Source organism: Tenacibaculum maritimum NCIMB 2154 (assembly GCF_900119795.1).
Lineage (GTDB): Bacteria > Bacteroidota > Bacteroidia > Flavobacteriales > Flavobacteriaceae > Polaribacter > Polaribacter maritimus.
The window spans coordinates 1086291-1112264 of the sequence record NZ_LT634361.1; the positions used below are offsets into that span (position 1 = coordinate 1086291).

Consider the following 25974-nt stretch of genomic DNA (forward strand, 5'->3'; position numbering starts at 1 on the left):
AAAGGTTTACCGTTAATACCTTTACAGTAGGTCAAGTATCAGGAAGTAATGGTCGTTTTAGAGGAGTTGGTTATATTGTAGTGCCTTATTTAGCAGGTACAACAGAAGAAAGTAATGTAGATACAGATGTTATAAATGATACTACCACAGGAGAAAACACCAATACAAACACAAACGATACAGATAATTCAAATACGGACACTTCTAATAATTCTAGTTCAGATAGTAGCACAACAAATACTACCGATACTACGAATTCCAATAGTGGAACAAATACGACTACAGATACGAATGCCATCGAAAATGGAAGTACAGATACCAACAATACTACTTCAAGTACAACTGAAAAAGAGGTTGTAATTGAACACAATGGTAAAAGCTATAAAAATAAAGATATAATAGAAGTTCCTTATAGCAGAGAATTAGATTTACAAACTTTTGAGCTAAAAAATATAGATAAAGATTCCAACCGAATAGAATGGTCATTGCATAAAGATTTTGAAGCTATATCGGCAGAAAAGTATTTAGGAAAAGGCGAAAGAATTAGTACAGATGTTCGTGACATAGGAGGTGCTATTGTATTACAAGCAGCATATTGGTCTTCTGCTAGTAGTTATACAAATGGAGATTCTAAAAAAATAAGAGTGCTATTAAAAATACCTAGAAAAGAGTTTGAACTGGAAGAATTAGTTGCTTTACATCAAGGGAAAAGATTAGCAAAATCTGGAGAAATTTTATATTTATTGCACCCACCTACGTCTTATGAAGACTATAAAAAAGTAGATTACGGAATAAAAATTAGTCCTAGACTAAAAGAAAAGGAGATCCCTAAATATCATATTCAATGGTCATTTGATACCAATAAAAATCCTGAATATTATGGAAAGAAAACATTTACACGTAATTTAAGAGCTAGGGATGTTAAATATGTGACTAGCGTTCATATAGGTTCTCCTAATAAGCTAGAAAAAAGTGTAGATGTTAAATGGGTAAAAAGAGATTATCAAAAAATTAAAATTAGTTTAAGTCCTGATAATTTTTATGATAAAGTAACCTCTGAGAATATTAAAAAAGTTCTTGAAGCGACTAAATTGGTTGAAAAGTATGGAAAAAAATTAGAAAGCTTTTCTTTTATTAAATCAATACCAAAATCAAGTCCAGTAGGTATTAACTGGTTGTATGAAATTGTTCCTTTTGAAAGTATTGCTGAGAATAAAGAAGATATTAAATCTCGTTTATATTATAGAGAAAAGAAAACCAAAGGAGGATTTAAAGTAGCTTTAAAAGGTAGTGTTACTGTATGGAAATGGGGATTACCTATAAAAGAATTACCTATACCAGATTGGGCAGTAGAAAAAATAGAAGAATATGTAACGGCAGAAGTTAAAATAGAGGCTAGTGCTGATGCCTTCGGAGAGGTAAAAGTAGTTAGCGAAGAAAGAAAATATGTAGAGAGTAATAAATGGGTTGAATATAAAAAATCAATAGATCCTGCAATAATAGGTTTAAATGTTACTTTTGGAGCAAGAGGAGAGTTTAGTTTATTAAAAAATAATAATTGGTTTGCTATTAGTGGTTATGCAAGTGGTGTAGCAGGAGCAGAACTTTTAAGTATTGGTGATGCTAATGGTAATTTTGGAGTCTTTCCTTTGAGAAAAGGTGTGTATTTAGATTTAAACGCAGGTGCTTATCTGGTGTTTTTAGGTAAAAAATTAGAAACGTCTTCTTATTATGAAAGAATTCAGTTAATTGATCCAATAAAATTATAGAATATGAGCAAAACAATAACCTTAATAATTATAATAATAAGTTTTTTTGTAGGGGTATCGGAAATTCATCATGGTTTTAAACAAACTAAGTTTTTGTATGCTCTTTATTTTGATAGAAGTACAATTCAAGAAGATGTATTGATAGAGAAAAAGCGTTATAATGTAGATGGAGAAGCTACAGACTTATATTATATTGAAGGGTATTTAAAAGAGAATAAAGTAAAAAAAACAATCTCAGGTTATATGCCTTCTTTAGATAAAGATGAAAATGGTAATTTTTTGGTATGGTATTGTAATTTTAAAAATATTAGTTACACATTGACAAGAGAAAAAGAAGAAGATCAAATACCTTTTTTTTACTTTAACCCTTGGTTTCATTTTGTTTTATTAGTACTCTTCATCCCATTATTGCTTTACTACCTGTGTAAACTTCCCTACAAACCGAACTGTTTGAAAGTATAAAAAAAGTATTAAATTTAAACAGTAATTATGAGGAAAAGTAAATTTAGTCCCCAGCAAATCGCAAAGATTTTAAAGGAATACGAAAACGGTAGAACCGTAGAAGCAATTTCCAGAGAACATGGAGTTAGTTCGGCAACATTTTATAAGTGGCGTAGTAAATACGCAGGTATGAATGTTAAAGAGCTCAAACGTCTAAAGGAATTAGAGGAAGAAAATCGAAAATTAAAGCAAATGTATGCTACCCTTGCATTAGATCACCAGATAGCAAAGGAGATTATCGAAAAAAAGCTTTAAAGCCTTGCGTTAAGCGCTTCTTAAGTATTGACCTTTCTCATTACGGCATAAGCAGGGCATGTCGGGTTTTAAAAATGAGTAAAAGCGTATATTATTATAAGCCAAAATTACAAGACGATACACCAATTTTGTACAAACTTTTTAGAGGAGGTTTAAAAGTTTGTATAGAAAAGAAGAAGCAAAAAACAAAAGATCCTTCTTGAAAAAGGAAGGATACCATAACAACGAGAAATAACTAAATACTTTAATAAAAAATAAAGAGAATCATTTTTGTTCATGTGAGCTTCTCTGATTGGTTAGCAAATATAAAAGGGCTTTTTAATTTTGGTAGGGAAATAATACCATACTTGAAAACAAGATAAGTACAATTACAGATGTTTGATAATTTGCGTAAATGAGTAAAAATGATAGATAAGGTAATGCAATAAGTGTAGAGAGGCACTTAGAAATGAGTTTTGTTTAAATGAGATTGAGCTCAATTAAGAAGGCTGATTCATGGATTAGTTGAGAAGCTTCAGGCAATTTTTTTATTTTTATAGGAATGTTGAATTTTGATTGATGGCAGTAATTTCAACTTTTTGTTTTGAAGCGAAAATTTAGGTTTTGCCCTAATGAAATCTTTTGCAGTCTTAACCTTTATGCATAAAACCTGCAAATACATTTTATAATAGAAATAGTTGTATATTAAGTATATTTATAAGAGATTTGCAAAAAAAAAGCTAAGAAACGTATTTTTTAGAAATAAAATTAAGCGATTTGAAAAAGAAAAGAAAGTGCGTACTCTTTATGTGGGTATGTTTATTTGTTGATATAGCTATGGCTCAAAATATAGATATAGAAACTATCAAAAAAACACCGAAAATTAAAGTAAACGGTACAATCAATGCCAATACAGTATATTACACAGCCAATAAACGCAATGCCCGTGTACCATTTACCTATTTCTTACAAGGAACACTAAATATACACTGGCTCGGTTTTAGCGTTCCCTTTTCTTATCGTTTAACCAATCAAGGAGATAACTTTAATTACCAATTGCCTTTTAAGTTTAATCGGCTCAGTTTACACCCTAAATATAAATGGGTACAAGCACATATAGGAGATGTTGCCATGACTTTCTCTCCTTATACGTTGAATGCTCACCAATTTACAGGAGTAGGTATTGAAGTAACCCCCAATAAAGGTACTATTGATTTTAGTGCGATGTATGGACGTTTACTGAAAGCGACTCAAAATGATGGGAATCCTAACACTTTGCCTACTTTTAAACGTATAGGATATGGAGCAAAAATAGACTGGAAAAAAGAACGGTATAAACTCAGACTTATAGGTTTTTACGCTAAAGATATCGTTAACTCTATAAAACCAATACCAGAAGAAAAAAATATAAAACCAAAAGAAAATCTAGTAATCAGCCTTAGTGGAGAAACAACAATAGCGCAAAAATATACCCTAAAAACAGAATACGCATCAACGGCAATAACGCAAGATACTAGGGCGCTTCAAAGCGCCACTACACCTAGAAGTTTAGCAGGATTGCTATTTAATAACAAACTATCCACAGCATATTACAATGCTTTTAAGGCTGCTTTAGATATGAAATTAGGAGCAATGAAAGTAGGAGTAGGGTATGAACGTATTGATCCTAATTATCAAACATTAGGCGCTTATTATTTTAATAACGATTTTGAAAATATCACGTTAAACGCAGCACGCTCTCTATTTCGTAATAGACTAAGTGTAGCATTTAACATAGGATATCAACGAGATAATTTAAATAATCAAAAGAAGCAATCTACAGGAAGAAATGTAGGAAGCGTAAATGCAAGTTATCAAATTACAAAAGATGTTGTATTGACAGGAGCATATTCCAATTTTACTACATTTACCAATAAAAGATTAAATCAGTTTGATGAAATAAATGACCATGATTTAACCAATCAAGAAGCAGAAGCCTTAAACTTTAAACAATTGTCTCAAAATGCCAATTTAAACTTAAATTGGCAGCTGGCAAAAAAAGAGCATATAACGCAAGATATGAGCATAGGCTACTCATTAGCCTCCTCAGCTAACAAAGAAAATAATATTATTAGAGTAGGACAAGCCAATAACTTTCATAATGCAAATGCAATATACACCATAGGTTTTCCTAAAAAATCATTAGTAATTTCTCCTTCTTTAAATTACAATTACAGTGATATAGGGAGAGAGGATAGCCAAGCATGGGGAGCTTCGTTAAATATTAATACAATGTTTTTTAAGAATAAATTAAATAGCATTTTAGGAACTTCGTATAATACCAATCAGAATAAAGAAATAACCACAAACGTTTTTAATATAAGGGCTATGGTTTCAACAGTATTGGCAAAAAAGCATCAATTAAACCTCAATGCGATACAGCTATTTAGAAGTAGCACTACGAAAGATTTATTAAAGGAATTTACGATGACCTTTGGTTATAGCTATGCATTTGATATAAAAAAGCCCAAACTAAAGATTGGACGTAAAAAAGGGGATAAAAAGACGAAAGAATTTTCATTTTCATATAAAACACATACATTTAAAGGAGAGCATTCAAATATAACCCGTAGCATAAAAGAGATCTCCAACGCTAAAGAATTTCTAGATATTAAGAATATTAAAAGAATACAGCACGATTTGAGTTTGTTAGAAATTGCTATAAAAAATAATGAAGATGCCAGCCATAAAAAGTATAAAAAAGCAGTAATTCATTATTTAGCTTATTTATATAAGCATAAAAATTTTACAGACACCTACCATCAACTAGCTTTTAAGAGTTTAAAAGAGTTGTATAAACAAGCTGGTTTATTAGATGCACAGATAAAATCTGATTATGTTAGATTAGTGTCTTTAACCAATGAAAAAGGAGGAGTTGAATTTATTTCAGAAGTAGATAAAAGGAATTTAAAGATAAGAATGTTAAAAATGAAATCGCATGAGTGGATGAAATCTGAGTTGGAAAAATTGACATATCAAGATATTATAAAAAGCGAAGGAATTTTAAAGGAATTTGAAAAAAAATATCTTGATACAATTTTTGTAATGATTGAAGGCAATAAAACAAGAGAAGAAATAGCAGCATATCTATCTTTAGCTTTTGCAAAATTTTACCATAAGAAAGCACTTCTAATACTTCGTAAAGAATAATGCCAAGTTGCCATGTTGAGTGAACCTGTAAAGTTCTATATATTGCAGGAAAAATAATTAAAGAGTTGCTGTCTTTTGTTTTATAAATAGCATCGGGAGTATTAATTGTAGCTTGGCAAACGAATTAGAAATAGAAAAGCTATTTTTGCTTGATGAAATTTTTAAAGCAATTTTTTGATTTTTATATAAATGCTAGTATTCATGTTGCATTAGCTGTGTATTCGTTACTAAGAATAACAGAGCGTTATGTAGGGCTTTCTTATAATGAATCCTTAGATTATTTTATTTTTTATGGCACAATAGTAGGATACAATTTTGTAAAGTACGCAGGAGTAACCGAAGTGTATCATGGCACTAAAAAAACACTAAAAAAGATTCGTTTGTTTTCATTGATAAGTTTGGGAATCATGTGCTATTATGGAGCGCATTTATCAGTAGCAACGCTAGCACTGTTTATTCCCTTTGGAGGGTTGACCTTGCTATATGCAATTCCTTTTTTAAGTGGGTTTCAGAAAAATTTAAGAAGTATCAGTTATTTAAAAATTATAATAGTAGCTATTGTTTGGGTAGGATTAACAGTGGTATTACCAGTTTTTGATAAAGGAGCCCTATGTACATTAAACATCGGAATCTTAGGAGTACAACGTTTTTTAATGATCCTTATTTTAATCTTGCCTTTTGAAATCAGAGACGTCGCCTATGACGAGGTATCGTTGCAAACCATTCCAAGAAAGTTAGGCGTTGAAAAAACTAAAAAATTAGGATATGCTTTACTCCTTATAACAGTATTATTAGAATTTATAATTGCACCAAATACAGCATTTAGAAATGCATTTTTAGTGGTGTTCCTCCTGCAACTTTTTTTATTAATGAGAGCAACTGTAAAACAATCAACGTATTATAGTTCGTTTTTTGTAGAATCAATTCCAATAATTTGGTGGTTCATACTTTTGTGGAATTAGAAAATCATAGCCGTTATTTTCAAAATAAGTAATAATACATCGCTAAAAATTAGAATATTTTAAAAATATGTAAAATGTTATCTTTTTGTGATATTCTTTTCTAATAACCTTTGTACATTCGTAAACTCAACACAACAATATAGAAAATAGCACAGCTTATAATGAACACATTAAAAAGAAATTACGTATTTGATTTCGATAGCACATTAACAAGTGTAGAAGCTTTAGATGTTTTAGCAGAAATTACATTGGAGGGCAATCCAAAGAAAGATGAAATCATTCAAGAAATCATGGATATTACCAATCAAGGAATTGATGGAGAAATATCCTTTACGGAATCTTTAGAAAAGCGAATTCAATTACTGAATGCAAAAAAAGCCGATTTACCTTTGTTAATTAATGCTTTAAAGCAAAAGGTATCTCCTTCAATAGAGAGGAATAAAGAGTTTTTTGAAAAATTTTCTGATGATATTTACGTAATTTCCTGTGGTTTTAAAGAATTTATAGACGAAATTGTAGCTGCCTATAACATTCCTTCTGAAAGAGTGTATGCAAATACTTTTGAGTTTGATAAAAAAGAAGTAATTGTTGGATTTGATAGAGCCAATGTACTTTCTGTACACAATGGAAAAATTCAATGCTTAAAAGACTTAGATTTAAAAGGAGAAATTCAAGTAATTGGAGACGGCTATAGTGATGCCGTCACGAAGGAGGCAGGAGTAGCAGACAAATTCTTTGCCTACACAGAAAATGTATCTAGAGATAAAACAGTAGCAAACGCAGATTATATAACACCGAATATGGATGAATTTTTATTTGTAAATAAATTACCAAGAAATATATCATATCCAAAAAATAGGATTAAAATTTTATTATTAGAAAACATACACCCAGATGCTTTTGAAAAATTATCAGGAGATGGTTTTGCCGTAGAAACGGTTTCTAGAAGTTTATCAGAAGAGGAACTGATAGAAAAATTAAAAGAAGTACATGTTTTAGGAATTCGATCAAAAACGCAAGTCACAAAGCGAGTTATTGAAGCAGCTGAAAAATTAATGGTAGTAGCTGCATTTTGTATAGGAACAAAGCAAATTGATTTAGAAGCATGTAAAGAAAATGGGATCGTAGTATTTAATGCCCCTTATAGCAATACACGTTCTGTTGTAGAATTAGCTATAGGAGAAATTATCATGTTAATGCGTAGCGTATTTCAACGAAGTACAGAATTGCATACGGGACAATGGAATAAAACAGCGCAAGGATCAAGAGAAGTGCGTGGTAAAAAATTGGGTATTATAGGATACGGAAATATCGGAAAGCAATTGTCAGTATTAGCAGAGGCTTTAGGAATGGATGTTTATTATTATGATGTGGAAGATCGGTTGGCGCTAGGAAATGCTACTAAAATAGACTCATTAAAAGAATTACTTAATTTGTCAGACGTAGTTACTTTGCATATAGATGATAATGCTGCTAATAAAAACTTTATAGGAAGAGAAGAAATAGCGCAAATGAAAGATGGAGCTCATTTAGTGAATCTTTCGAGAGGCTTTGTAGTAGCTATAGAGGCTTTGGTAGAGGCATTAAAATCTGGAAAATTAGGAGGGGCAGCAATTGATGTATATCCAGAAGAACCAAGAAAAAATGGTGCGTTTTACACGGAGCTAAAAGGACTAGATAATGTTATTTTAACGCCTCATGTAGGAGGAAGTACGGAAGAAGCTCAAAAAGATATAGCAGATTTTGTTCCAGGGAAAATTATGGCATATATCAATGCAGGAAATACAGTAGATGCAGTAAACTTTCCTAATATTCGCTTGCCAAAGCATCAAAATGCACATCGTTTTTTACATATCCATAAGAATGTATCAGGGGTTATGGCAAAAATTAATGAGGTTTTAGCTAAATATGAACTGAACATTACAGGACAATACTTATCTACGGATGCTAAAGTAGGATATGTAATTACAGATGTAGATAAAAAATACAATCAAGAAGTTATTGCTGAATTGCGTAAAGTAGAAGGAACTATAAGGTTTAGAGTATTGTATTAAACATATTTTTGAGTATTTCATTTTGGGCATGATTTGTAAAATTTGAGAAGAGGAGTCGCTCTTGAAAATCGCAGAACTTCATGCGTAAAAAAAGAATCAAATACGAATAAGTGTTCGTCATTTTTCAGAAAGTATAAAAAACAGCGATAAATTCGTAAATAAGAAACCCACGAGAGTGGGTTTTTTTGGAATATATATTACCAGTTATGATATAAAAATTAAAAGGAACTTATGAAGCAGCAAAAAAAAGGAGCTATTTGGGTGTGCTTATTTTGGATATCATATTCGTTAATAGGGCAAGTGCAGCTAAAAACATATACTGAAAAAATAGCAGATGGATATGAGTTTTTAGTAGATAATGATGCCTATTGTCCTATATCTATGGTATTAAATTTAGAACTCCATAATATGACATCGACCCATGGGAATCATAAAATTTTTGTCATACCAGCAAGATCGAAAAAACACCTGGTAACAACGCTAAAAATAGCAAAAAAAGGAAGATACGGATACCAATCTAAGGTGTTGTATAATTATGGAAATCATCTAAAAAATACATATGATCAAAATTATAGATACAGTCTTCCCTTTGCAAAGGGGCAAAAGATCAATGTGTGTCAAGGATACGAAGGCAGTTTTTCACATCAAAATGAAAAGGCACTTGATTTTGCCATGGAAATAGGAACAGCTGTTTACGCAGCTAGAGAAGGTATAGTTGTAAAAGTAATAGATCATAACCACCAAACTTGTTCTGAAAGGAAATGTACAAAGTATAACAATATCATTTTAATATATCATAAGGACGGCACTTTTTCAGAATACGTACACCTACAAAAAAATGGCGCTTTAGTGAAAGTGGGTGACCCAATAAAAAAGAATCAACTTATAGCAAAAAGTGGCAACGTAGGTTTTTCTACAGGGCCACATTTGCACTTTGCTGTTTTTAAACAAAAAATGAAAGGAAGGGAAACAATCAAAACAAAGTTTAATGTTTATAATAGTGCAAATCCTATGTATTTAGAAGAAGGTATGTCTTATAAAAAAGCAAGCAATTAACAAACAATATAGTAATGGATTGAGATAAAATTCCCTTGTAACTTATAAGCAATACTTTTATAGCAATCCATTTTAGCAGCAATTTCGTGAATAGCTTTGTGCTTACCTATCAGTATCAGAGGTGTTTATAATCAGTTGCTTGAAGCTTTGACTAGTAAGAACCATTTCTTTGCTCAATCATTCAAAAAGGTGTAAATTTATAAAACACCGTTTCATGAAATAAAACACTTTTAGTTCTTAATGGGATGAACTATCTTTAAAGCTTGAAAAAAAGGTTTCTGAAACCAAAAGAAAATATGTACAAAGCAACACTAGATTACGCAAAAGAAGAAGATAAAAAAGATCCATTAGCCTATGTAAGAGCTCAATTTCATATTCCAAAGGACAGCAATGGTCATGATTGGGTTTATTTTACAGGAAACTCTTTAGGATTGCAGCCAAAAGCAACTCAAAGTTATATCCAACAAGAATTAAATGATTGGGCTAAATATGGAGTAGAAGGGCATTTTGAAGCTAAAAATCCGTGGCTTCCATACCATGAGTTTTTAACAGAAGGAATGGCAGAAATAGTAGGAGCAAAACCTTCCGAAGTGGTGGTGATGAATACCTTAACTACCAACTTACATCTCTTAATGGTATCTTTTTATCAACCTACCCCAAAAAAATATAAAATAGTTATTGAAAGTGATGCTTTTCCGTCTGATCGATATGCTGTAGAATCTCAATTAAAATTTCATGGATTTGACCCAGAAGAAGGAATTATAGAATGGAAACCTAAAGAAGGGAAAGAACTACTGGATATATGTGACTTAGAAAATATGATAGAAACGCAAGGAGAGGAAATTGCCTTGCTATTAATTGGAGGGGTTAATTATTATACAGGGCAATATTTAGATTTAAAGCGAATAGCTGAAATAGGGCATCGTAAGCATTGTTTTGTAGGAATCGATTTGGCGCATGGAGCAGGAAATATTTTGCCGGAGTTGCACGACTCAGGAGTCGATTTTGCTGCATGGTGTACTTATAAGTATTTAAACTCAGGCCCAGGAAGCTTAGCAGGATTATTTGTACATGAAAAGCATGCTCATAATAAAGAATTACCTCGTTTTGCTGGTTGGTGGAATCACAACAAAACGACCCGATTTAATATGCGTCAGCCTTTTGATGTATTATCAGGCGCAGAAGGATGGCAACTGTCTAATCCACCCATTCTATCAATGGCAGCTATTAGAGCTTCTTTAGATATGTTCCAAAAAATAGGAATGCCAGCTTTAAGAGAAAAATCAGAAAAATTAACAGGTTATTTTGAGTTTTTAATTCGCCAAATACCTTCTGATAAGATACAGATAATTACTCCAAGAAATCCGAAAGAAAGAGGCTGCCAATTGTCTATTCAAGTAAAAGATGCAGATAAAAGTGTACATCATAAATTAACAGCAAAACATATTATTACAGATTGGAGAGAGCCAGACGTAATACGTTGTGCACCAACACCAATGTATAATACTTTTGAAGAGGTATATAACATGGTTACTACATTAAAAGAATTACTATCATTACAAGCATAGTAAAATATGGCATGTTTATAAATAGATCCTAATTCCTAAAAATAAAATGAATAAAAAAGAGAATATTGTAATAATTGGAGCAGGTTTATGCGGCTCATTATTAGCATTAAGACTTGCACAAAGAGGGTATAAGGTAACGATATATGAAAGTAGGCCAGACTTAAGAATCACCGATATTTCAGCAGGAAGATCTATCAATTTAGCACTTTCAGATAGAGGTTTTAAAGCCTTACGTTTGGCAGGAGTAGCAGAAAAAGCACAAAAAATATGCATTCCTATGTATGGGCGTTTGATTCATGATAAGAAAGGAGCTACATTTTCTTCTAATTATTCAGGAAGAAAAGAAGAATATATCAATTCCATATCTAGAGGTCATTTGAATGGCATTCTACTAGATGAAGCTGAACAGCATGAAAATGTAACCATCCATTTTAATACCAAATGTATTGCTGTAGATATTGAAAACACCATTGCTACTTTTAAAAGGTATGATACCAAAGAAGAAGTATCTATAAATGCGGATATCATCATAGGAACAGATGGAGCGGGTTCTGTATTGAGAAAAAGCTATTATTTAGAAAAGAAATTTTTATTTAGTTACTCTCAAAACTATTTATCGCATGGTTATAAAGAGCTTGAAATACCAGCAAATCACTTAGGAAAACATCAAATAAGTAAAGACCATTTGCATATTTGGCCACGAGGAGCATATATGCTAATAGCACTGCCTAATTTAGATGGGAGTTTTACCGTTACATTATTTTTAAGTTATGATGAAGGAGCATATAATTTTAATAATTTAACTACGGAAGAGAAAGTAACCGCATTTTTTGAAAATGAATTTCCAGATGCGTTGGCATTGATTCCGAGTATAAAAGAAGCATTTTTTAACAACCCAACAGGCGCTTTAGGAACGGTAAAATGTGCGCCTTGGATGTATAAAAAAAACACCTTGTTAATGGGAGATGCAGCGCATGCTATTGTACCATTTTACGGACAAGGAATGAATGCTTCTTTTGAAGATGTTACAGTATTTGATAGTATCTTAGAAAAATACGAAGGAGATTGGGAACTCATTTTTAAGGAATACCAAAAAGTAAGAAAGGAAGATACCGATGCAATAGCAGATTTGGCAATAGATAATTTTTACGAAATGAGAGATCATGTGGCAAATCCTTTATTTAAACAGAAGCGAAAATTAGAAATGGACTTAGAAAAAGCTTTTCCAAATGCATACTTTTCTAAATATTCAATGGTAACTTTTAAAGAAGATATAGCATACAGAGAAGCAATGAAAAAGGGGAGAGCACAAGATAAAGCGTTGTTAAATATGGTAGCAAATCATGATTTGGAAGCGATTACCGATTTGAATGAGGTATTGAAAAAGATACAAGAAGAAACTAATGAAATTTTAATAGAAGACAAAATAGCTGGTTTGTAAACGAAGCATTTTATTTGTATAAGAATATGGAAAAAAAAGTAACTCCAAGAGGGGCATACCCACAGGTAAAGGTTGTAGGAGATTTTATTTTTGTGTCAGGCACCAGTTCTCGCCGTCCGGATAATAGTATTGCAGGGGTTGATGTTATAGATGACATGGGAACAAAACGATTAGATATTGAAGCACAAACACGTGAGGTATTGCAAAATATAAACAAGAACTTACAAACTGTAGGTGCTAGTATGAAGGATGTAGTAGATGTTACTACTTTTTTAGTAAATATGAATGATTTTGCAGGCTATAATAAAATGTATGCAACATTTTTTGATAAAGAAACAGGGCCTACTCGTACTACGGTAGCGGTACACCAATTACCACACCCTGATTTGGTTATTGAAATCAAGGTAACCGCTTATAAAAAAGCACCTATATAAATGAGTTTATACCGCTTGTATAAAAAAGAATGGATACATCGCGGTTTTTCTTTAGTAGTGCCTTTATTTACAGAAGAAGAATTAGTGGCAATTATGGCCTTGCTAAAGGACAAGGAAAACCTCTATGCAATTAAACAGCTGATACAGAAGTTTCCTAGGATACAAGAAATTATTTTTCAGAACAAACAGTTTGAGGAATTGTATCAAACTGTTTGCGATGCTTCCTATTTTTTATCAAAAGCAATTTCTTTTAATAAGAAAGCCAACTCTAATTGGTTGGTGAGTTACCACCAAGATTTGAGTATTAGTGTGCAAGAAAAAGATGTTTTTAGAGAAAACGCTAATTGGATGCGAAAAAAATGAGCAGTTAGGGGGGATTCCTCTTAGATAGGTTTTAGAAAAAAACATTACTTTTAGAATCTATTTAGAGGAAGCTAAAGCAATACATGGAGCACTAAGGGTGCTTCCTAATAGGCATATTAAAGGAAAGATAAGAATAGAAGAATCTTTTAAAAAAGAAGTTTTCGGAACAGAAACTCCGTGCGCTATTCAAGCAGGAGGTGTAATGTTAATGGAACTATTGTTATTGCATGCATCTTCAAAATCTATTGCCGAAAAAGAGAGAAGGAGTATTCATCTGGAGTTTTGTAATTAGGAAATTCCAATGGGATGGTTAGAGAAAAAAATATGATATAACATAAGAAACTTCCATAGAATTTGGAGAAAGAAAGCAATGATAACATGAGTGCTATAAAAAACTATATAAACGGACAGTTTGTCAATCCAGTTCAAGGAAATTTTATAACAAATTACAATCCATCAAATGGAGAGGCCTATGGAAAACTTCCTAATTCAACAGAAGAAGACGTTGCATTGGCATACCAAGCAGCAAAAGATGCTTTTCCAAGTTGGTCAGCAACAACATTAGCCAATAGAAGTAAAATATTAGCTAAAGTAGCAGCATTGATCAACAAAAAATTACCATTATTAGCAGCGGCAGAATCAAAAGATAATGGAAAACCAATTAGCTTAGCAACAACAGTAGATATTCCGAGAGCCTCAGCTAACTTTCAGTTTTATGCCAATGCAATTACACAATTTTCTTCAGAGGCTTATGAGAGTATTGGTTTCAATGCAATGAACTTTACCCAACGAGAAGCCTTAGGAGTGGTAGGATGTATTTCTCCATGGAATTTGCCGCTATATTTATTCACATGGAAAATAGCCCCAGCCATTGCGGCAGGAAATTGTGTAATAGCCAAGCCAAGTGAGGTAACTCCAATGACAGCCTATATGCTAGGTGAAATTTGCAATGAAGCAGGCATGCCAAAGGGAGTTTTAAATATAGTACATGGTAAAGGAAGTGTAACGGGGCAAGCTATTGTTAAGCATCCACATATAAAAGCAATTTCATTTACAGGAGGCACTTCAACAGGGAAACATATAGCTCGTATAGCGGCTCCTATGTTTAAAAAACTATCATTAGAATTAGGAGGTAAAAACCCGAATTTAATTTTTGCAGATTGTAATTATGAAAAAATGTTAGCAACAACGGTACAATCTTCATTTGCCAACCAAGGGCAAATATGTTTATGTGGAAGTAGGATTTTTGTTGAAGCAACTATATATGAACAGTTTAAAAAAGATTTTATAAAGAAAGTATCAGCATTAAAAGTAGGAAATCCTATTGAAAAAAATACCGACATAGGTGCATTGGTCTCTAAAGAACATTTGGAAAAAGTACAATCTTATATAGCCATGACAGAAGCAGAAGGAGGAAAAATATTATTTGGAGGAAATAATGTTACGGTAAAAGGTTTTGAAAACGGGTATTATTTGACTCCTACAATTATTGAAGTAAAAGATAACGCATGTAGATTGAATCAGGAAGAAATTTTTGGTCCTGTAGTTACTTTAATGCCATTTGATACAGATGAAGAAGCTTTACGTTTGGCGAATGATGTTTCTTATGGATTGTCTGCTACTTTATGGACGAATAATTTGAATAGAGCAATGCAATTGTCTAAGCAAATACGCACAGGTATTGTTTGGGTAAATACTTGGTTACAAAGAGATTTAAGAACCCCTTTTGGAGGGCAAAAAGCAAGTGGTATTGGACGAGAGGGTGGTTTTGAAGCATTGCGCTTTTTTACAGAACAAAAAAATATATGTATAGCATATGACTGAAGCAATAAAACAAAAAATGATAGCGGTTTGCGATGAAAAAATAGCGAAGAAAGGAGTGCATGTAGGACTTTCTTTTTATGCGTTTTTTAAAAATAAAAATGATACACCAGCACTATTAATGGAAGTTGCTACTTGGTGGATTCAAACACATCAATTAGATCACTTTGAAAAAGCGGTTAAAATCAAAAAAATGATCTTAGAAATACAATAGTAAAAATGAATTTAAATATACAAGATAAAAATGCGTTGGTATGTGGAAGCACGCAAGGTATTGGAAAAGCTTCAGCAATGGCTTTGGCAGCAGAAGGAGTGCATGTAACTTTGGTAGCTCGTAATGAAAAAAAGCTACAAAAAGTAATGGCAGAATTGCCTAATAACCATCAAAAGCACGCCTATATAGTGGCTGATTTTTCAGATCCTATAGCATTAAAAGAAAAAATAGCTAGTACGGATATCGCATTTCATATTTTGGTGAATAATACAGGGGGGCCTGCGGGAGGTGCTATTTTTAATGCTACTTTAGAGGAGTTTGAAAGCGCTTTTACGCAGCATGTAAAATGCAATCATGTATTAGTACAAGGGGTAGTTCCTTTTATGAAAAGAGTAGGATATGGTAGAATCATCAATATTATTTCTACTTCTGTTAAGCAACCTTTAGATGGTTTAGGGGTTTCTAATACAATTCGTGGAGCTGTAGCAAATTGGTCAAAAACCTTAGCAAATGAATTAGGGGTGTTTGGTATTACAGTAAATAATGTATTGCCTGGGGCTACTGATACAGAAAGATTGCATGAAATTATTAAGCATAAAGCAAGTAAAACCGGACGGACTTCTGAAGAGGTAGCAACAATGATGATGAATGCTTCTCCGGCAAAACGTTTTGCAAGGCCAGAGGAGGTAGCAAATGCCGTAGCATTTTTAGCGAGTGAAAAAGCAAGTTTTATCAATGGAATTAACGTTCCTGTTGATGGTGGAAGAACAAAAAGTTTGTAAATTTAAAACGAAATTTTGCGTTAGGGATTGAAGCGATATCCTTTTTATTTAGAAACGTTGTAAAAGGATGACTTGTACATAAAAAGATAAAGAGGAAAGCCCGACCTTTAGGAAACGCCCAAAAACATATAAAAATGAATTTAGTACAGCCTTTAAATTTTAAAAAGTGGATTGAGGAACATCGTCATTTGTTAAAACCACCTGTGGGAAATAAATGTGTTTGGGATCATGGTGACTATATTGTAATGGTTGTTGGAGGACCTAATAATAGAAAGGATTATCATTATAATGAAACCCCAGAGTTTTTTTATCAGGTAGAAGGAGATATGGTATTGAAAATTATAGACGATAAAGGAAAGATGGTGGATGTAGCAATAAATGAAGGCGATATTTATTTATTGCCAGCAAAAGTACCGCACTCTCCACAACGAAAAGCAAATACAGTGGGGTTGGTAATAGAATATCCGAGAGTAGCAGGAATGTTAGATGCATTGGAGTGGTATTGTGAAAATTGTAGCGCACTGTTGTACCGAGAAGCGTTTGCTTTGGAAAATATAGAAACAGATATGCCTATTATTTTTGATCGCTATTATTCAGATAAACAAAAATGTACCTGTTCCAATTGTGGTACCGTAATGGAAGCGCCTAAAAAAATAGTTGGATAAGTACTGTGTCAGAGTAGGTATAACGAAAGCTCATGAACACATAAAAAGCGCAATAGTCTTATATATAAGTTACAATAAAAACAATATAAACCTCTTAAATTCTTTCAACTTTTGACGAAACGAAAATTACGTATAAACGGACACTCGCATTTATTGCCTTATCCAGAACAAATTCCTCAATTTATGAAGGAAAAAGAAATTTTTTGGGTAGATGATGAACGTAAGCATATGTTACAAAAAGGATGGAAGCGTCCTGTAACAGACTCTAGCTTTTTTTTAGAGGAAAAGCTGGTATGGATGGAAAAGAATCGATTGGATCATGCCGTAGTTTTAAATCTTTCTCAATTGTATGGAAATGGATTGCGATTGGAAGAAATGAAAAAAGCATTGCGTTTTCAAAATGATTTCAATGCAAAGGTCCAGCATGACCATCCTGATAAATTTACGTGTGGATTTGTAGTGCACCCAGGGTTTATTCAAGGGGCTTTGTGGGAAATAGAACGTTGTGTTGAAGAATTAGGATTAAAAGTGCTGTGCTTGCCTACGCATTTTATGGATTCTATAGGGCAATGGCGTTGCGTTTTTGATAAGGAAAATGATCGTATTTTTGAGTTGGCGAATAGGTATAAGCTGGCAATTGAAATTCATCCATATGATGGTGATAAAATGATTAAGTTAGAAAATACCAATTGGCGATTTCATTTGATATGGATGCTAGCGCAATGTGGTGATGCATATCATTTTTACACATTAAATGGCATGCAAGAACGTTTTCCAAATATTAGAACTTGTTTTGCGCATGGAGGGCAATTAGCACAAATGAATTTAGGAAGACGTATTCAAGGTTTTGACGGTAGGCCTGATTTGTTTGAAGGAAAAACGCATCCGAGAAAAGCAGTAGGACACCCTAATATTTATTTTGACACCTTAGTACATGATACCGATTCTTTAAAATTAATGATAGAACGCCAAGGATCTAATCAAGTAATTATGGGCTTGGATGATCCGTATCCGTTAGGAGAAATGGAGAGCGATGCACAATCATCATACCCAGGCAAGCTACTTGATTTGGCTATGGATAGAACGATTATTAACAAGCAACAATATGATGAGATTTGGGAAGATAATACGTTGCGTTGGTTGTTTGGTGATGATGAAAAGGCAAAGCAAGAGTTGATTTCAAAAATAATAAACTGATTGGAAAAAAGTCCAGTTTTAAAAGCCGAATTGCTTCGCAATTTGGCTTTTTTGTAAAATGTAAATCGCTTTGCGATAAAGACACTGCAGTTATAATTTTTATAAAGAAGTGATTTCTTATGTGGAGCTTGATTTTTTATTTCGTTTTTTCTCCAAAAAAAGAAGTTCGCTTATAAGTATAAGAAGCCTATAGATGCTCTTTCAATAATATCCTTATACAAAAAAACGCTGTTATTTTTAATGACAATACATAACTATTTGATTTATAGTGTAAAACTGTACAAGCTTTTTAACCTATATTAAAAAGTTTGTACAGCAAACGAAGCTAACATCTTGTACAGTGTTTTTCGGAGAGAAAAAAACACTGTACAAAAAATGGAGTTGATATCTTGTACAGTGTTTTTGTGAGGTAAAAAAACGCTGTACAGAAAATGGAGTTGATATCTTGTACAGTGTTTTTGTGAGGTAAAAAAACGCTGTACAGAAAATGGAGTTGATATCTTGTACAGTGTTTTTGTGAGGTGAAAAAACGCTGTACAAAAAATAGAGTTAACATCTTGGAATGTCTACATTTGTTGAGACGAATTAATTGAGTCCATAAATAGTATATTTGAATTATGGCAACAAAGTATGATAATGATTTTAAAGTAATGTTAGTAGAGCTTTTAAAATCAGGAAGAAAAGCAAAATCTCTTAGTGAAGAATACGGTGTTAATGACGGAGTCATAAGACGTTGGAAACGTGAGTATGAAGCTAAATCTGGAGATTTCTCTAAGAAACGTGAGTTATCGGTAGAAGCGCAAGAATTAAAAGCTCTAAAGAAAGAACTTAGAGAGGTTAAGTTAGAACGCGATATATTAAAAAAGGCAGTGAGCATCTTCTCCAAGAGCGACAAATGAGATATCAATTCATTTTAAAAAATGTAAGTGTATATCCTGTTGAGAAGATGTGTAAATGTATGAAAGTTAGCAAAAATGCTTATTACTATTGGTTAAAACACAAGGATGTAATAAAAGTACTACCCTCTAAGGTTTTACTCAAAGAGAGAATTAAATTTCATTTCGAACAAAGTAGAGAAATTTACGGAAGCTATCGTATTCAAAAAATGTTGGAAAGAGAAGGTTTAGTTTATGCACGTTCTTACATTGGGCTAATAATGAAAGAACTAGGACTAAAAAGTATTCTAAAAAGGAAATATGTAGCGACTACTAATTCCAATCATAATTTATCGATTGCTAAAAACGAATTAGATAGAAATTTTACAAGTTTAAAATTAGGAGAAAAATGGGTTTCTGATATTACTTATATACGTGTAAATGATCATTGGAATTATTTAACAACAATAATAGATTTAGCAGATAAAAGGGTAGTTGGATGGTCTTTAAGTAAAGATATGACCACTGAAAATACAATAATGAAGGCGTGGAATTTAGCAAGTAATAATAGAGCTATTACAAATAAGTTTATCTTTCATTCAGACAGAGGAGTGCAGTATGCTTCTAATAAAATAACTAACTTATTTTCTTTTAATAGAAAAATAACACAGAGTATGAGTAGAAAGGGAAACTGTTGGGATAATGCAGTAGCTGAATCCTTTTTTAAGACAATTAAGCACGAATGGTTATACCGTTTTAAATATAGTTCTTACAAACAATTATTCAGCAGTATTGAAGATTACATAAATTGGTATAATAACGAAAGACTTCACTCTAGCCTAGGGTATATTTCCCTTTTAGAAATGGAAGTTAAAATAAGAATGAATTTTAACAAAGCGGCTTGATCAAATTAGTCCCAAATTTATTAGGTAGTCCAAACTTCTTTACTAATAGAAATAGGCGGTAAAAAATTAGCTCCGCCATCTTCTGAAAAAATCACTTTTACGGTTGGTACATCATTTACTGCTGTAAACCAAGCAACAGCTACATCGTTTCCTATAGCAGCTACCCTTGGACCATTGACAGGGCAGCCATTAATCATCCATCCGTCATTATAAATTGGCTGGGGAGTTATCCATTTCCCATTTACATAGCGCGTAATAGCAATACCCCTTATTTCATGAACCGTTCTATCTCTATACAAAACAATGGGACCATTTTTAGTCATTGCCGCCGTTGTTTGGCAACAACTACAAGTTTTTGCATCTAATAATTGTTCGTCCAATACCTTTCCTTCTCCACTAACAATTGCGCACCTTAGGGTCATGCCTCCTCCATGCCCCGAGTGCCCCCCAATAAGTACTTCCTCCTTTTTTTCCATATTGCGACCATCCAACCAAGCCAAAAAAAAATGATCTTTATAAGGTAAAATACTAACAAAACCGTGTTCCGTTTTAGTACCATCTGTATGCAAGGTCAGCCCAGTATCCCAATCAGTTCCATTTTTGGATATATTTAATTTAATATCATAAGCATAAGTATCTTTAGCAGATTTTTTTAGAAAGTGAGAAAGAAGCGCTCCTTTATTCGTAGCTATGGTAGGATAATCAGCCTAATTTACAAACCAGTTTGTTCCTTTTACAATTCCCTTGGGCAATTTCCATGCTCCATTAACTAATTTCGAGTACTTTAGAAAACTAGTCGAATCATCCACTTTTTTTACCCAAGATAAAAACAATTCTTCTTTATCATTAGCAAACAAAGCAGGCAAAGATGTTTGCGGCTGATCAGGAAAATTAACCATGTTTACTCCTGTTAATTTTTGATTTTTAGTACAACCAATCAAAAAAACACATCCTAAAAAATATTTTATTACGTTCCTCATAAATTGTTATTAAAGCGAGTCTAAATTTAACATACCAACTATCTTTTGAACCTGCTTGTTTTGTTCATCATATATCATCGTAGTAGGCAATGTATGAATTTCTAAATCTGCTAAACTTCCTTCATACCTTATAAATTTGAAATCAATGTGATGTTCCTTCTGAAATTGAGTAATAGTTTCTATGGATTCGTTAGAAGCTAAAAGAACCTTATAATTATTTCTTTCCAATTTCTCCTTGTTTTCTTGCAAAAGTTTAATTTCTTTTAAGCAAGTTCTACACCAAGTAGCCCAAAAGCATAGCAATACCTTTTTACCTTGATATTCTTTTAAAAAAACAGCATTACCATTTAAATCGGTAAAATTATTTTTTGGCTTGCTACATGATAAAAATAACAAGATACTGACAATTAAGGTTTTTTTCATGCCTCAAATTTAGGGCTTATTTTCTGAAAAAAAGCTACAGAAATAAGAGGTATGGAAAGACAAAACGAATGATTACTTTATTTTTAGAGCCTTGAAAAGACGCTAAAATTTTGTAGGAGTAAATAACGCCTCTTATGATTCGGAGAGCAAGATTAAAAAAATAATGCTACACAAACCAATACTTTTTATTTTTCAAAGACAAACCAAAGATTAGTACAATTCTGTAAGTGAATCACTTTTCCTAAAAATAGGGTAGTTATACATTCAAATTTAGTAAATTTAAAATCACACTGTCACAATAAAAAACAGCAAATTTAGAAAGAGTTAAATTACCCGAGTCCTCAAAGAAAATGAACAAGGGAGATTGGTAAGTGATCTGTCAAGAGCATTAGGAATAGATACGAACACATTTTATTACTAGGAGGTATGGAAGCATAACAGTTAAATTGGATTAAAACGCAGCTTAGCCAATTTCATTAATAACTAAATACCATTAGGAGAGAGTTGAATAAGTAGAAAATGAAGCGTTGAAAAACAGGTGGTTAGAGAGCTTAAGGCAATGATGCATGTAAAAAAAATACTTTATGCGTGCTTCTAATAAAAATATTTTGCTAAATTTCGGGCATCATTAGCTATGAAAATCTTCGATTAAAAATTCGCACCTTTTCATATGCTATTATATGAAAACTGAAAACAAGAAGCAGATAATTAAAAAGCCTATGAATCAAATGACTAAAATACTGTTATTAATAGCAGTTATCGGAATAGCGAGTTGTAGTCCTAAAATCACATCAAGTTTTACTAATCGACAACCAAAAATTTCAATTGATGAAAAAGTTGCTCTTTTGGATATAAAACACGAATTACCTAAAAATTTAATTAAGGTTGGAGAGGTAAGATTTCAGGATTCTGGATTTTCAACGGATTGCAGTTTTAATAGTTTAATGAACAAAGCAAGAGTTGAAGCTAGAGAAAACGGAGCGAATATTGTAAAAGTCGTTGACAAAAAAAAGCCAAATTTATGGAGTAGTTGTTACCGATTAAAAATTGAGCTTTACAAATATGATGGAGATACTTCATCATTACCGCAATATAAATTACAACTTGATTAAACAAAGCGGTTTCAACTTTTTCTTATGCCTGCAAATTGGGCTTATTTCACCCTAATTTTAGCTTTTTATCACAACGTAGCTAAGGCTATGTTACTTAAAAAAGACTCCATTAGAGCAAAAAAATAAATTATTTAAACATTAAAAACAAACCAATGAAAATTATTTTTAAAATTGCTGTGCTTTCATCTGTGCTATTTTTAACAAGTTGCGCTACGATTATGTCTGGTTCACGACAAAAAGTGAGTATTGCTTCAGACCCTACTTCTGCAAAAATTTACATCAACGGAATAGATATTGGAAATACACCTGTTCAAAAGAATCTAAAAAGAAATCAAGAATACAATTTGGTGCTCAAAATGAACGGATATGATACTTATGAAACTAAATTGGAGAGAAAATTCAACGCGTGGTATATTGGAAACATCGCTTTTGGTGGACTAATAGGAGTTATAATTGACCCAATAACTGGCGCGGTGCATAAGTTAGAGCCCGAAGAAATAAATGGGAGTCCAAAAAGAGGAACAGCCTACATTACGAAAAATGGTAAACTATTCATAAAAATAAGTATGGATATTGACTCGAACTCTAAAAGAATTGGACAGTTAAAAAAAGCGGAATAAAGTCTGCACATAAATGGTTATAAGTAATTACTTGTTCTGGGGCACTTCCGAAAAGTCTCGTAGATTTTTAGTTTGGTATGGGCTTGCAAAGTGGAGTGCTAAGTTACGCAACTACTAATACCCGAAATTGTTATGCAAAATATAACCAACCGAAATTAAGTATAATTCAATAAATTAAATAATAACTTAAAATCTAGAAAAAATGAGAATTTTAACACAAATTTTATTCTTAAGCTTTATTTTGATTTCCATCTCCGCTTGCGATAAAAATGAAAATGACCCAAAAGAAACTTTGAAAGCAACAACAATTAGTGCAAAATGGAATGTGAATAATTCCAATGAATACAAATCATTCGAATTTAATAACAGTGGAAGTTATATCATTGTGAAGAAGAAAAGTAGCACTAAAAAATCTGCAAATGACCAAACTATTCTTTTTGGAACGTATGAAATTATGGAAGATAAAAAGGTGGTTCTTTCAGACTTTGGAACTCTAATATTCTCAGATGTAAAAGAGAACTCCGTTAGCTTTTCAATACAACCGTTAAGTAATCCAAATAATGAAATAATTATGAGTGCCTCAAAGCAAGAAGAAATGGAAGCGACAACAAAAACCGAATTGCTTTGTAGGACGTGGAAAATGGTTTCAGTTAATGGAGAAGAAGTTGTTGGTACTAGGTATGAATTGTCTGTTTTGTTTTCTAAAGCAGGTACTTATTTTGTAGAACCTGTAAACTTTGGAGATGATGAAAATGGTGGTCTTTCTAATTGGAAATGGTCAGATAGCTCGGAAACTAAATTTTTATATTCATGGAATACTCCTCCTGTTTGGGACGAAAAGGTAGCTGTTGAAGTTATTGAGCTCACTAACAATTCTCTTAAAGTACTTGAAAGATTTGAGGGAGAGGAGGATGAGTTTTACGAATTAGTGCCTTCAAATAATACTAAGTCTGCGAAAATAGAGCTAAATAAAGCTCTTAATAAACAAATAAGAAGTGGATTCTTGAAAAAATAAAACACATAATATTTTGTATAAACAATAGCGGGTTCAGCGCTAGTTTGAAACCTACAATGACAGACACATCAAAGGTTGGTGCAACCTGACAATTGAGTAGCCTGAAATCCGCTATTTATAATCTGAATGAAAATAATGGAACATACAGAACTCAAACTTTAGAATTTGGAATGGATCTGAGGTATATATTCGGTACTAGAAAAAACTTGTAGTTGATAATTTTTGCAATTAATATCGGTTTGATGCTTGTTTCAGAGTTTATAGTTTTGAAGTAAGTTGGTGCAACCTTTTGATTTGATTTTTAAAATGAAAGAGGTAAAATATTATTTTCAATTCTCATAGCAAAATCATTGAGGATAATTTAAAATGAATACCAAGTCCAAATAAAGCATCTTTAAATCAGGCAACAGTGGTTTAGGGGGGGCAATTTAGAATATCGCACAAAACAAAAATAGTAGTTAATAAGTAAATAAAAACGTACTTATTAACTACTATTCTTTAGTTATGGTATATACTAATAAGTTTACTTCTTTTTATCAGCGTAAACTATTTCTGTTTGCTTATCATAAGCTAGTTTCTTCCCATTTAACCATTCTTTAAAACCAGCTTCCCCCAATTTATTTTTCATAGATCTTGAACTAACAGCTGTTCCTTCTACCGTTACAGAAGCTACAAATGGATAGCCACCATATCTAACAACTCCATCCACTAATAAATCATACTCAGGACCAGCACTTTCTAAAGCTTTATCCATTGCATCTTTGATGTTCCAACCTATTCCTAAAAAATAAGTTTTTTTACCTTTTTCCCCTGCGCTCTATTAATTTCTAAATTAACATTTTTAGAGCTAATTACTGTAAAGTCCACAAGTCTCATTGAGCAACTTGAAAGAGCTACAACCATCAATACTAACGCAAATAAATTTTTAATAAATTATTCTTATTCCTACTCTTAAGGTTTTTCGGTTACACCCCGTTTTATATAGTTTCTGGACTCCATTTTTTAGTCTAAATAGTTTTTAAAGTTATTTTAAGAATAAATTTTGATCTTTCCAGACCTTGTTTAAATTCTAAATTTCCCTTGTAATAAAACTAAACCTGTAACTATTTTATATTTTTGTATTAACTTTAAAATAACTTAGATAATATCTATTATTACAATTTGTTTCTATACAAAAATCAGCAAAAAGACTAAGTGAAATATTGCTTTCATAGTTTATTTTTTAAGTTTATATCAATTTTTGTAAAAGCATAATAATATACTTCACAAATGTATGAAACCAAATTTTTAATAACAAAAATTAAGAGTAAAATTAATTTTATAGAGGTTAATTAGGCACCGAATTATTTGAGTATAAGAAAAGAATAATACGTTATTCAGTCTGTTATAAATATTTTACGAACTCTTTAATCTATTCAATAAGAAGCTGCTTTTTATGATGAATCCAGAATGATTTATGTTATCGTTGAAAGAAAGATAGAAGCATAAAAAAACGGACTGTTTATAAACAATCCGTTTTTTTAGTAGCGGGAACTGGACTCGAACCAGTGACCTTCGGGTTATGAGCCCGACGAGCTACCTACTGCTCTATCCCGCGATTTGTTGCTGCAAAGATACACTTTTTTATGAATAATAATCACGTTTTTTTAAATAAAAATAAAAATAAGGCATGTTTCTAACCTTTTTAAAAGAGAGGTTTGTTTTAAATTAAAGAAATAGAGTATGTTAAGGTTAAAAAAACACAGTTGTAATCAATGAAGAAATTTTTCCATTTTTTGAGTACAAGGTTTTTAA

General features: G+C 32.1%; 24 protein-coding genes, 1 tRNA gene and 1 pseudogene. 21 read left to right on the forward strand and 5 right to left on the reverse strand.

The window, feature by feature from the left end:
* The first annotated feature begins 80 nt into the window (after positions 1–80).
* The 18 genes and pseudogenes from MARIT_RS05030 (at position 81) to MARIT_RS05115 (ending at position 20030) form a co-directional block, all read left to right on the forward strand.
* Positions 81–1769: a hypothetical protein gene (locus MARIT_RS05030; protein WP_100210940.1), complete on the forward strand. Its 1689-nt coding sequence runs from the start codon at positions 81–83 to the stop codon at positions 1767–1769.
* Between the two features lie 3 nt (positions 1770–1772).
* Entirely contained in the window at positions 1773–2231 is a 459-nt protein-coding gene (locus tag MARIT_RS05035; RefSeq protein WP_100210941.1) for a hypothetical protein, read from the forward strand.
* A 27-nt stretch (positions 2232–2258) separates the two neighbouring features.
* Positions 2259–2653 (forward strand): annotated as a pseudogene (locus MARIT_RS05040) (transposase); the annotation flags it as partial.
* A gap of 628 nt (positions 2654–3281) precedes the next feature.
* Positions 3282–5693 (forward strand): porin family protein, encoded by a 2412-nt coding sequence (locus tag MARIT_RS05045; protein WP_157926193.1) that lies wholly within the window; start codon positions 3282–3284, stop codon positions 5691–5693.
* 152 nt (positions 5694–5845) lie between these two features.
* Positions 5846–6655, forward strand: a complete 810-nt coding sequence (locus tag MARIT_RS05050) for a UbiA prenyltransferase family protein (RefSeq protein ID WP_100210943.1) — start codon at positions 5846–5848, stop codon at positions 6653–6655.
* Between the two features lie 161 nt (positions 6656–6816).
* A complete protein-coding gene (serA, locus tag MARIT_RS05055; RefSeq protein WP_100210944.1) occupies positions 6817–8709 on the forward strand; it encodes a phosphoglycerate dehydrogenase in 1893 nt (630 codons plus the stop codon).
* A 231-nt stretch (positions 8710–8940) separates the two neighbouring features.
* The gene (locus MARIT_RS05060; protein WP_100210945.1) at positions 8941–9765 is read left to right on the forward strand and encodes a M23 family metallopeptidase; all 825 of its coding nucleotides are present in this window, start codon (positions 8941–8943) and stop codon (positions 9763–9765) included.
* 296 nt (positions 9766–10061) lie between these two features.
* Positions 10062–11333, forward strand: coding sequence for a kynureninase (gene kynU, locus MARIT_RS05065; protein WP_024742321.1), 1272 nt, complete (start codon positions 10062–10064; stop codon positions 11331–11333).
* 46 nt (positions 11334–11379) lie between these two features.
* Complete coding sequence (locus MARIT_RS05070) at positions 11380–12774, forward strand: FAD-dependent oxidoreductase (RefSeq protein WP_024742320.1); 1395 nt, start codon at positions 11380–11382, stop codon at positions 12772–12774.
* 26 nt (positions 12775–12800) lie between these two features.
* On the forward strand, positions 12801–13208 hold the full coding sequence (locus MARIT_RS05075) for a RidA family protein (RefSeq protein WP_024742319.1): 408 nt from the start codon (positions 12801–12803) through the stop codon (positions 13206–13208).
* Positions 13209–13571, forward strand: coding sequence for a hypothetical protein (locus tag MARIT_RS05080; protein WP_100210946.1), 363 nt, complete (start codon positions 13209–13211; stop codon positions 13569–13571). It begins immediately after the preceding gene.
* Positions 13572–13626: 55 nt separating this feature from the next.
* Positions 13627–13863 (forward strand): phytanoyl-CoA dioxygenase family protein, encoded by a 237-nt coding sequence (locus MARIT_RS05085; RefSeq protein WP_262509615.1) that lies wholly within the window; start codon positions 13627–13629, stop codon positions 13861–13863.
* A gap of 86 nt (positions 13864–13949) precedes the next feature.
* Positions 13950–15395, forward strand: coding sequence for an aldehyde dehydrogenase (locus MARIT_RS05090; RefSeq protein ID WP_024742316.1), 1446 nt, complete (start codon positions 13950–13952; stop codon positions 15393–15395).
* Complete coding sequence (locus tag MARIT_RS05095) at positions 15388–15606, forward strand: DUF6500 family protein (RefSeq protein ID WP_024742315.1); 219 nt, start codon at positions 15388–15390, stop codon at positions 15604–15606. The genes MARIT_RS05090 and MARIT_RS05095 overlap by 8 nt, the downstream gene beginning before the upstream one ends.
* A 5-nt stretch (positions 15607–15611) precedes the next feature.
* Complete coding sequence (locus MARIT_RS05100; protein WP_100210948.1) at positions 15612–16388, forward strand: SDR family oxidoreductase; 777 nt, start codon at positions 15612–15614, stop codon at positions 16386–16388.
* A gap of 134 nt (positions 16389–16522) precedes the next feature.
* Positions 16523–17053: a 3-hydroxyanthranilate 3,4-dioxygenase gene (locus MARIT_RS05105; RefSeq protein ID WP_100210949.1), complete on the forward strand. Its 531-nt coding sequence runs from the start codon at positions 16523–16525 to the stop codon at positions 17051–17053.
* A 111-nt stretch (positions 17054–17164) separates the two neighbouring features.
* Positions 17165–18250, forward strand: a complete 1086-nt coding sequence (locus MARIT_RS05110; RefSeq protein WP_100210950.1) for an amidohydrolase family protein — start codon at positions 17165–17167, stop codon at positions 18248–18250.
* A 617-nt stretch (positions 18251–18867) separates the two neighbouring features.
* Positions 18868–20030 (forward strand): IS3 family transposase gene (locus tag MARIT_RS05115; protein WP_100210951.1). Its coding sequence is split into 2 segments (ribosomal slippage): positions 18868–19108 and positions 19108–20030, totalling 1164 coding nucleotides; the frame shifts between segments, so codons are not numbered across the junction.
* Between the two features lie 20 nt (positions 20031–20050).
* On the opposite strand, the gene MARIT_RS05120 is transcribed toward MARIT_RS05115, so the two are convergent.
* The 3 genes from MARIT_RS05120 to MARIT_RS05130 form a co-directional block, all read right to left on the reverse strand.
* Positions 20051–20506 (reverse strand): hypothetical protein, encoded by a 456-nt coding sequence (locus tag MARIT_RS05120; RefSeq protein WP_157926194.1) that lies wholly within the window; start codon positions 20504–20506, stop codon positions 20051–20053.
* Between the two features lie 231 nt (positions 20507–20737).
* Positions 20738–21010, reverse strand: a complete 273-nt coding sequence (locus MARIT_RS05125) for a hypothetical protein (RefSeq protein ID WP_100210953.1) — start codon at positions 21008–21010, stop codon at positions 20738–20740.
* Between the two features lie 9 nt (positions 21011–21019).
* Positions 21020–21433: a TlpA family protein disulfide reductase gene (locus MARIT_RS05130; RefSeq protein WP_100210954.1), complete on the reverse strand. Its 414-nt coding sequence runs from the start codon at positions 21431–21433 to the stop codon at positions 21020–21022.
* Between the two features lie 680 nt (positions 21434–22113).
* Between MARIT_RS05130 and MARIT_RS05135 the strand changes: the two genes are divergently transcribed.
* The 3 genes from MARIT_RS05135 (at position 22114) to MARIT_RS05145 (ending at position 24180) form a co-directional block, all read left to right on the forward strand.
* The gene (locus MARIT_RS05135; RefSeq protein WP_231975197.1) at positions 22114–22545 is read left to right on the forward strand and encodes a hypothetical protein; all 432 of its coding nucleotides are present in this window, start codon (positions 22114–22116) and stop codon (positions 22543–22545) included.
* A gap of 152 nt (positions 22546–22697) precedes the next feature.
* Positions 22698–23165, forward strand: coding sequence for a PEGA domain-containing protein (locus MARIT_RS05140; RefSeq protein WP_024741383.1), 468 nt, complete (start codon positions 22698–22700; stop codon positions 23163–23165).
* Between the two features lie 202 nt (positions 23166–23367).
* Positions 23368–24180 (forward strand): hypothetical protein, encoded by an 813-nt coding sequence (locus MARIT_RS05145; RefSeq protein WP_100210955.1) that lies wholly within the window; start codon positions 23368–23370, stop codon positions 24178–24180.
* Positions 24181–24703: 523 nt separating this feature from the next.
* Here MARIT_RS05145 and MARIT_RS05150 read toward each other — a convergent pair.
* Together MARIT_RS05150 and MARIT_RS05155 are read right to left on the reverse strand one after the other, a co-directional pair.
* Positions 24704–24934, reverse strand: a complete 231-nt coding sequence (locus MARIT_RS05150) for a hypothetical protein (protein WP_024741385.1) — start codon at positions 24932–24934, stop codon at positions 24704–24706.
* Positions 24935–25704: 770 nt separating this feature from the next.
* Positions 25705–25777 (reverse strand) — tRNA-Met (locus tag MARIT_RS05155).
* Between the last annotated feature and the right edge of the window lie 197 nt (positions 25778–25974).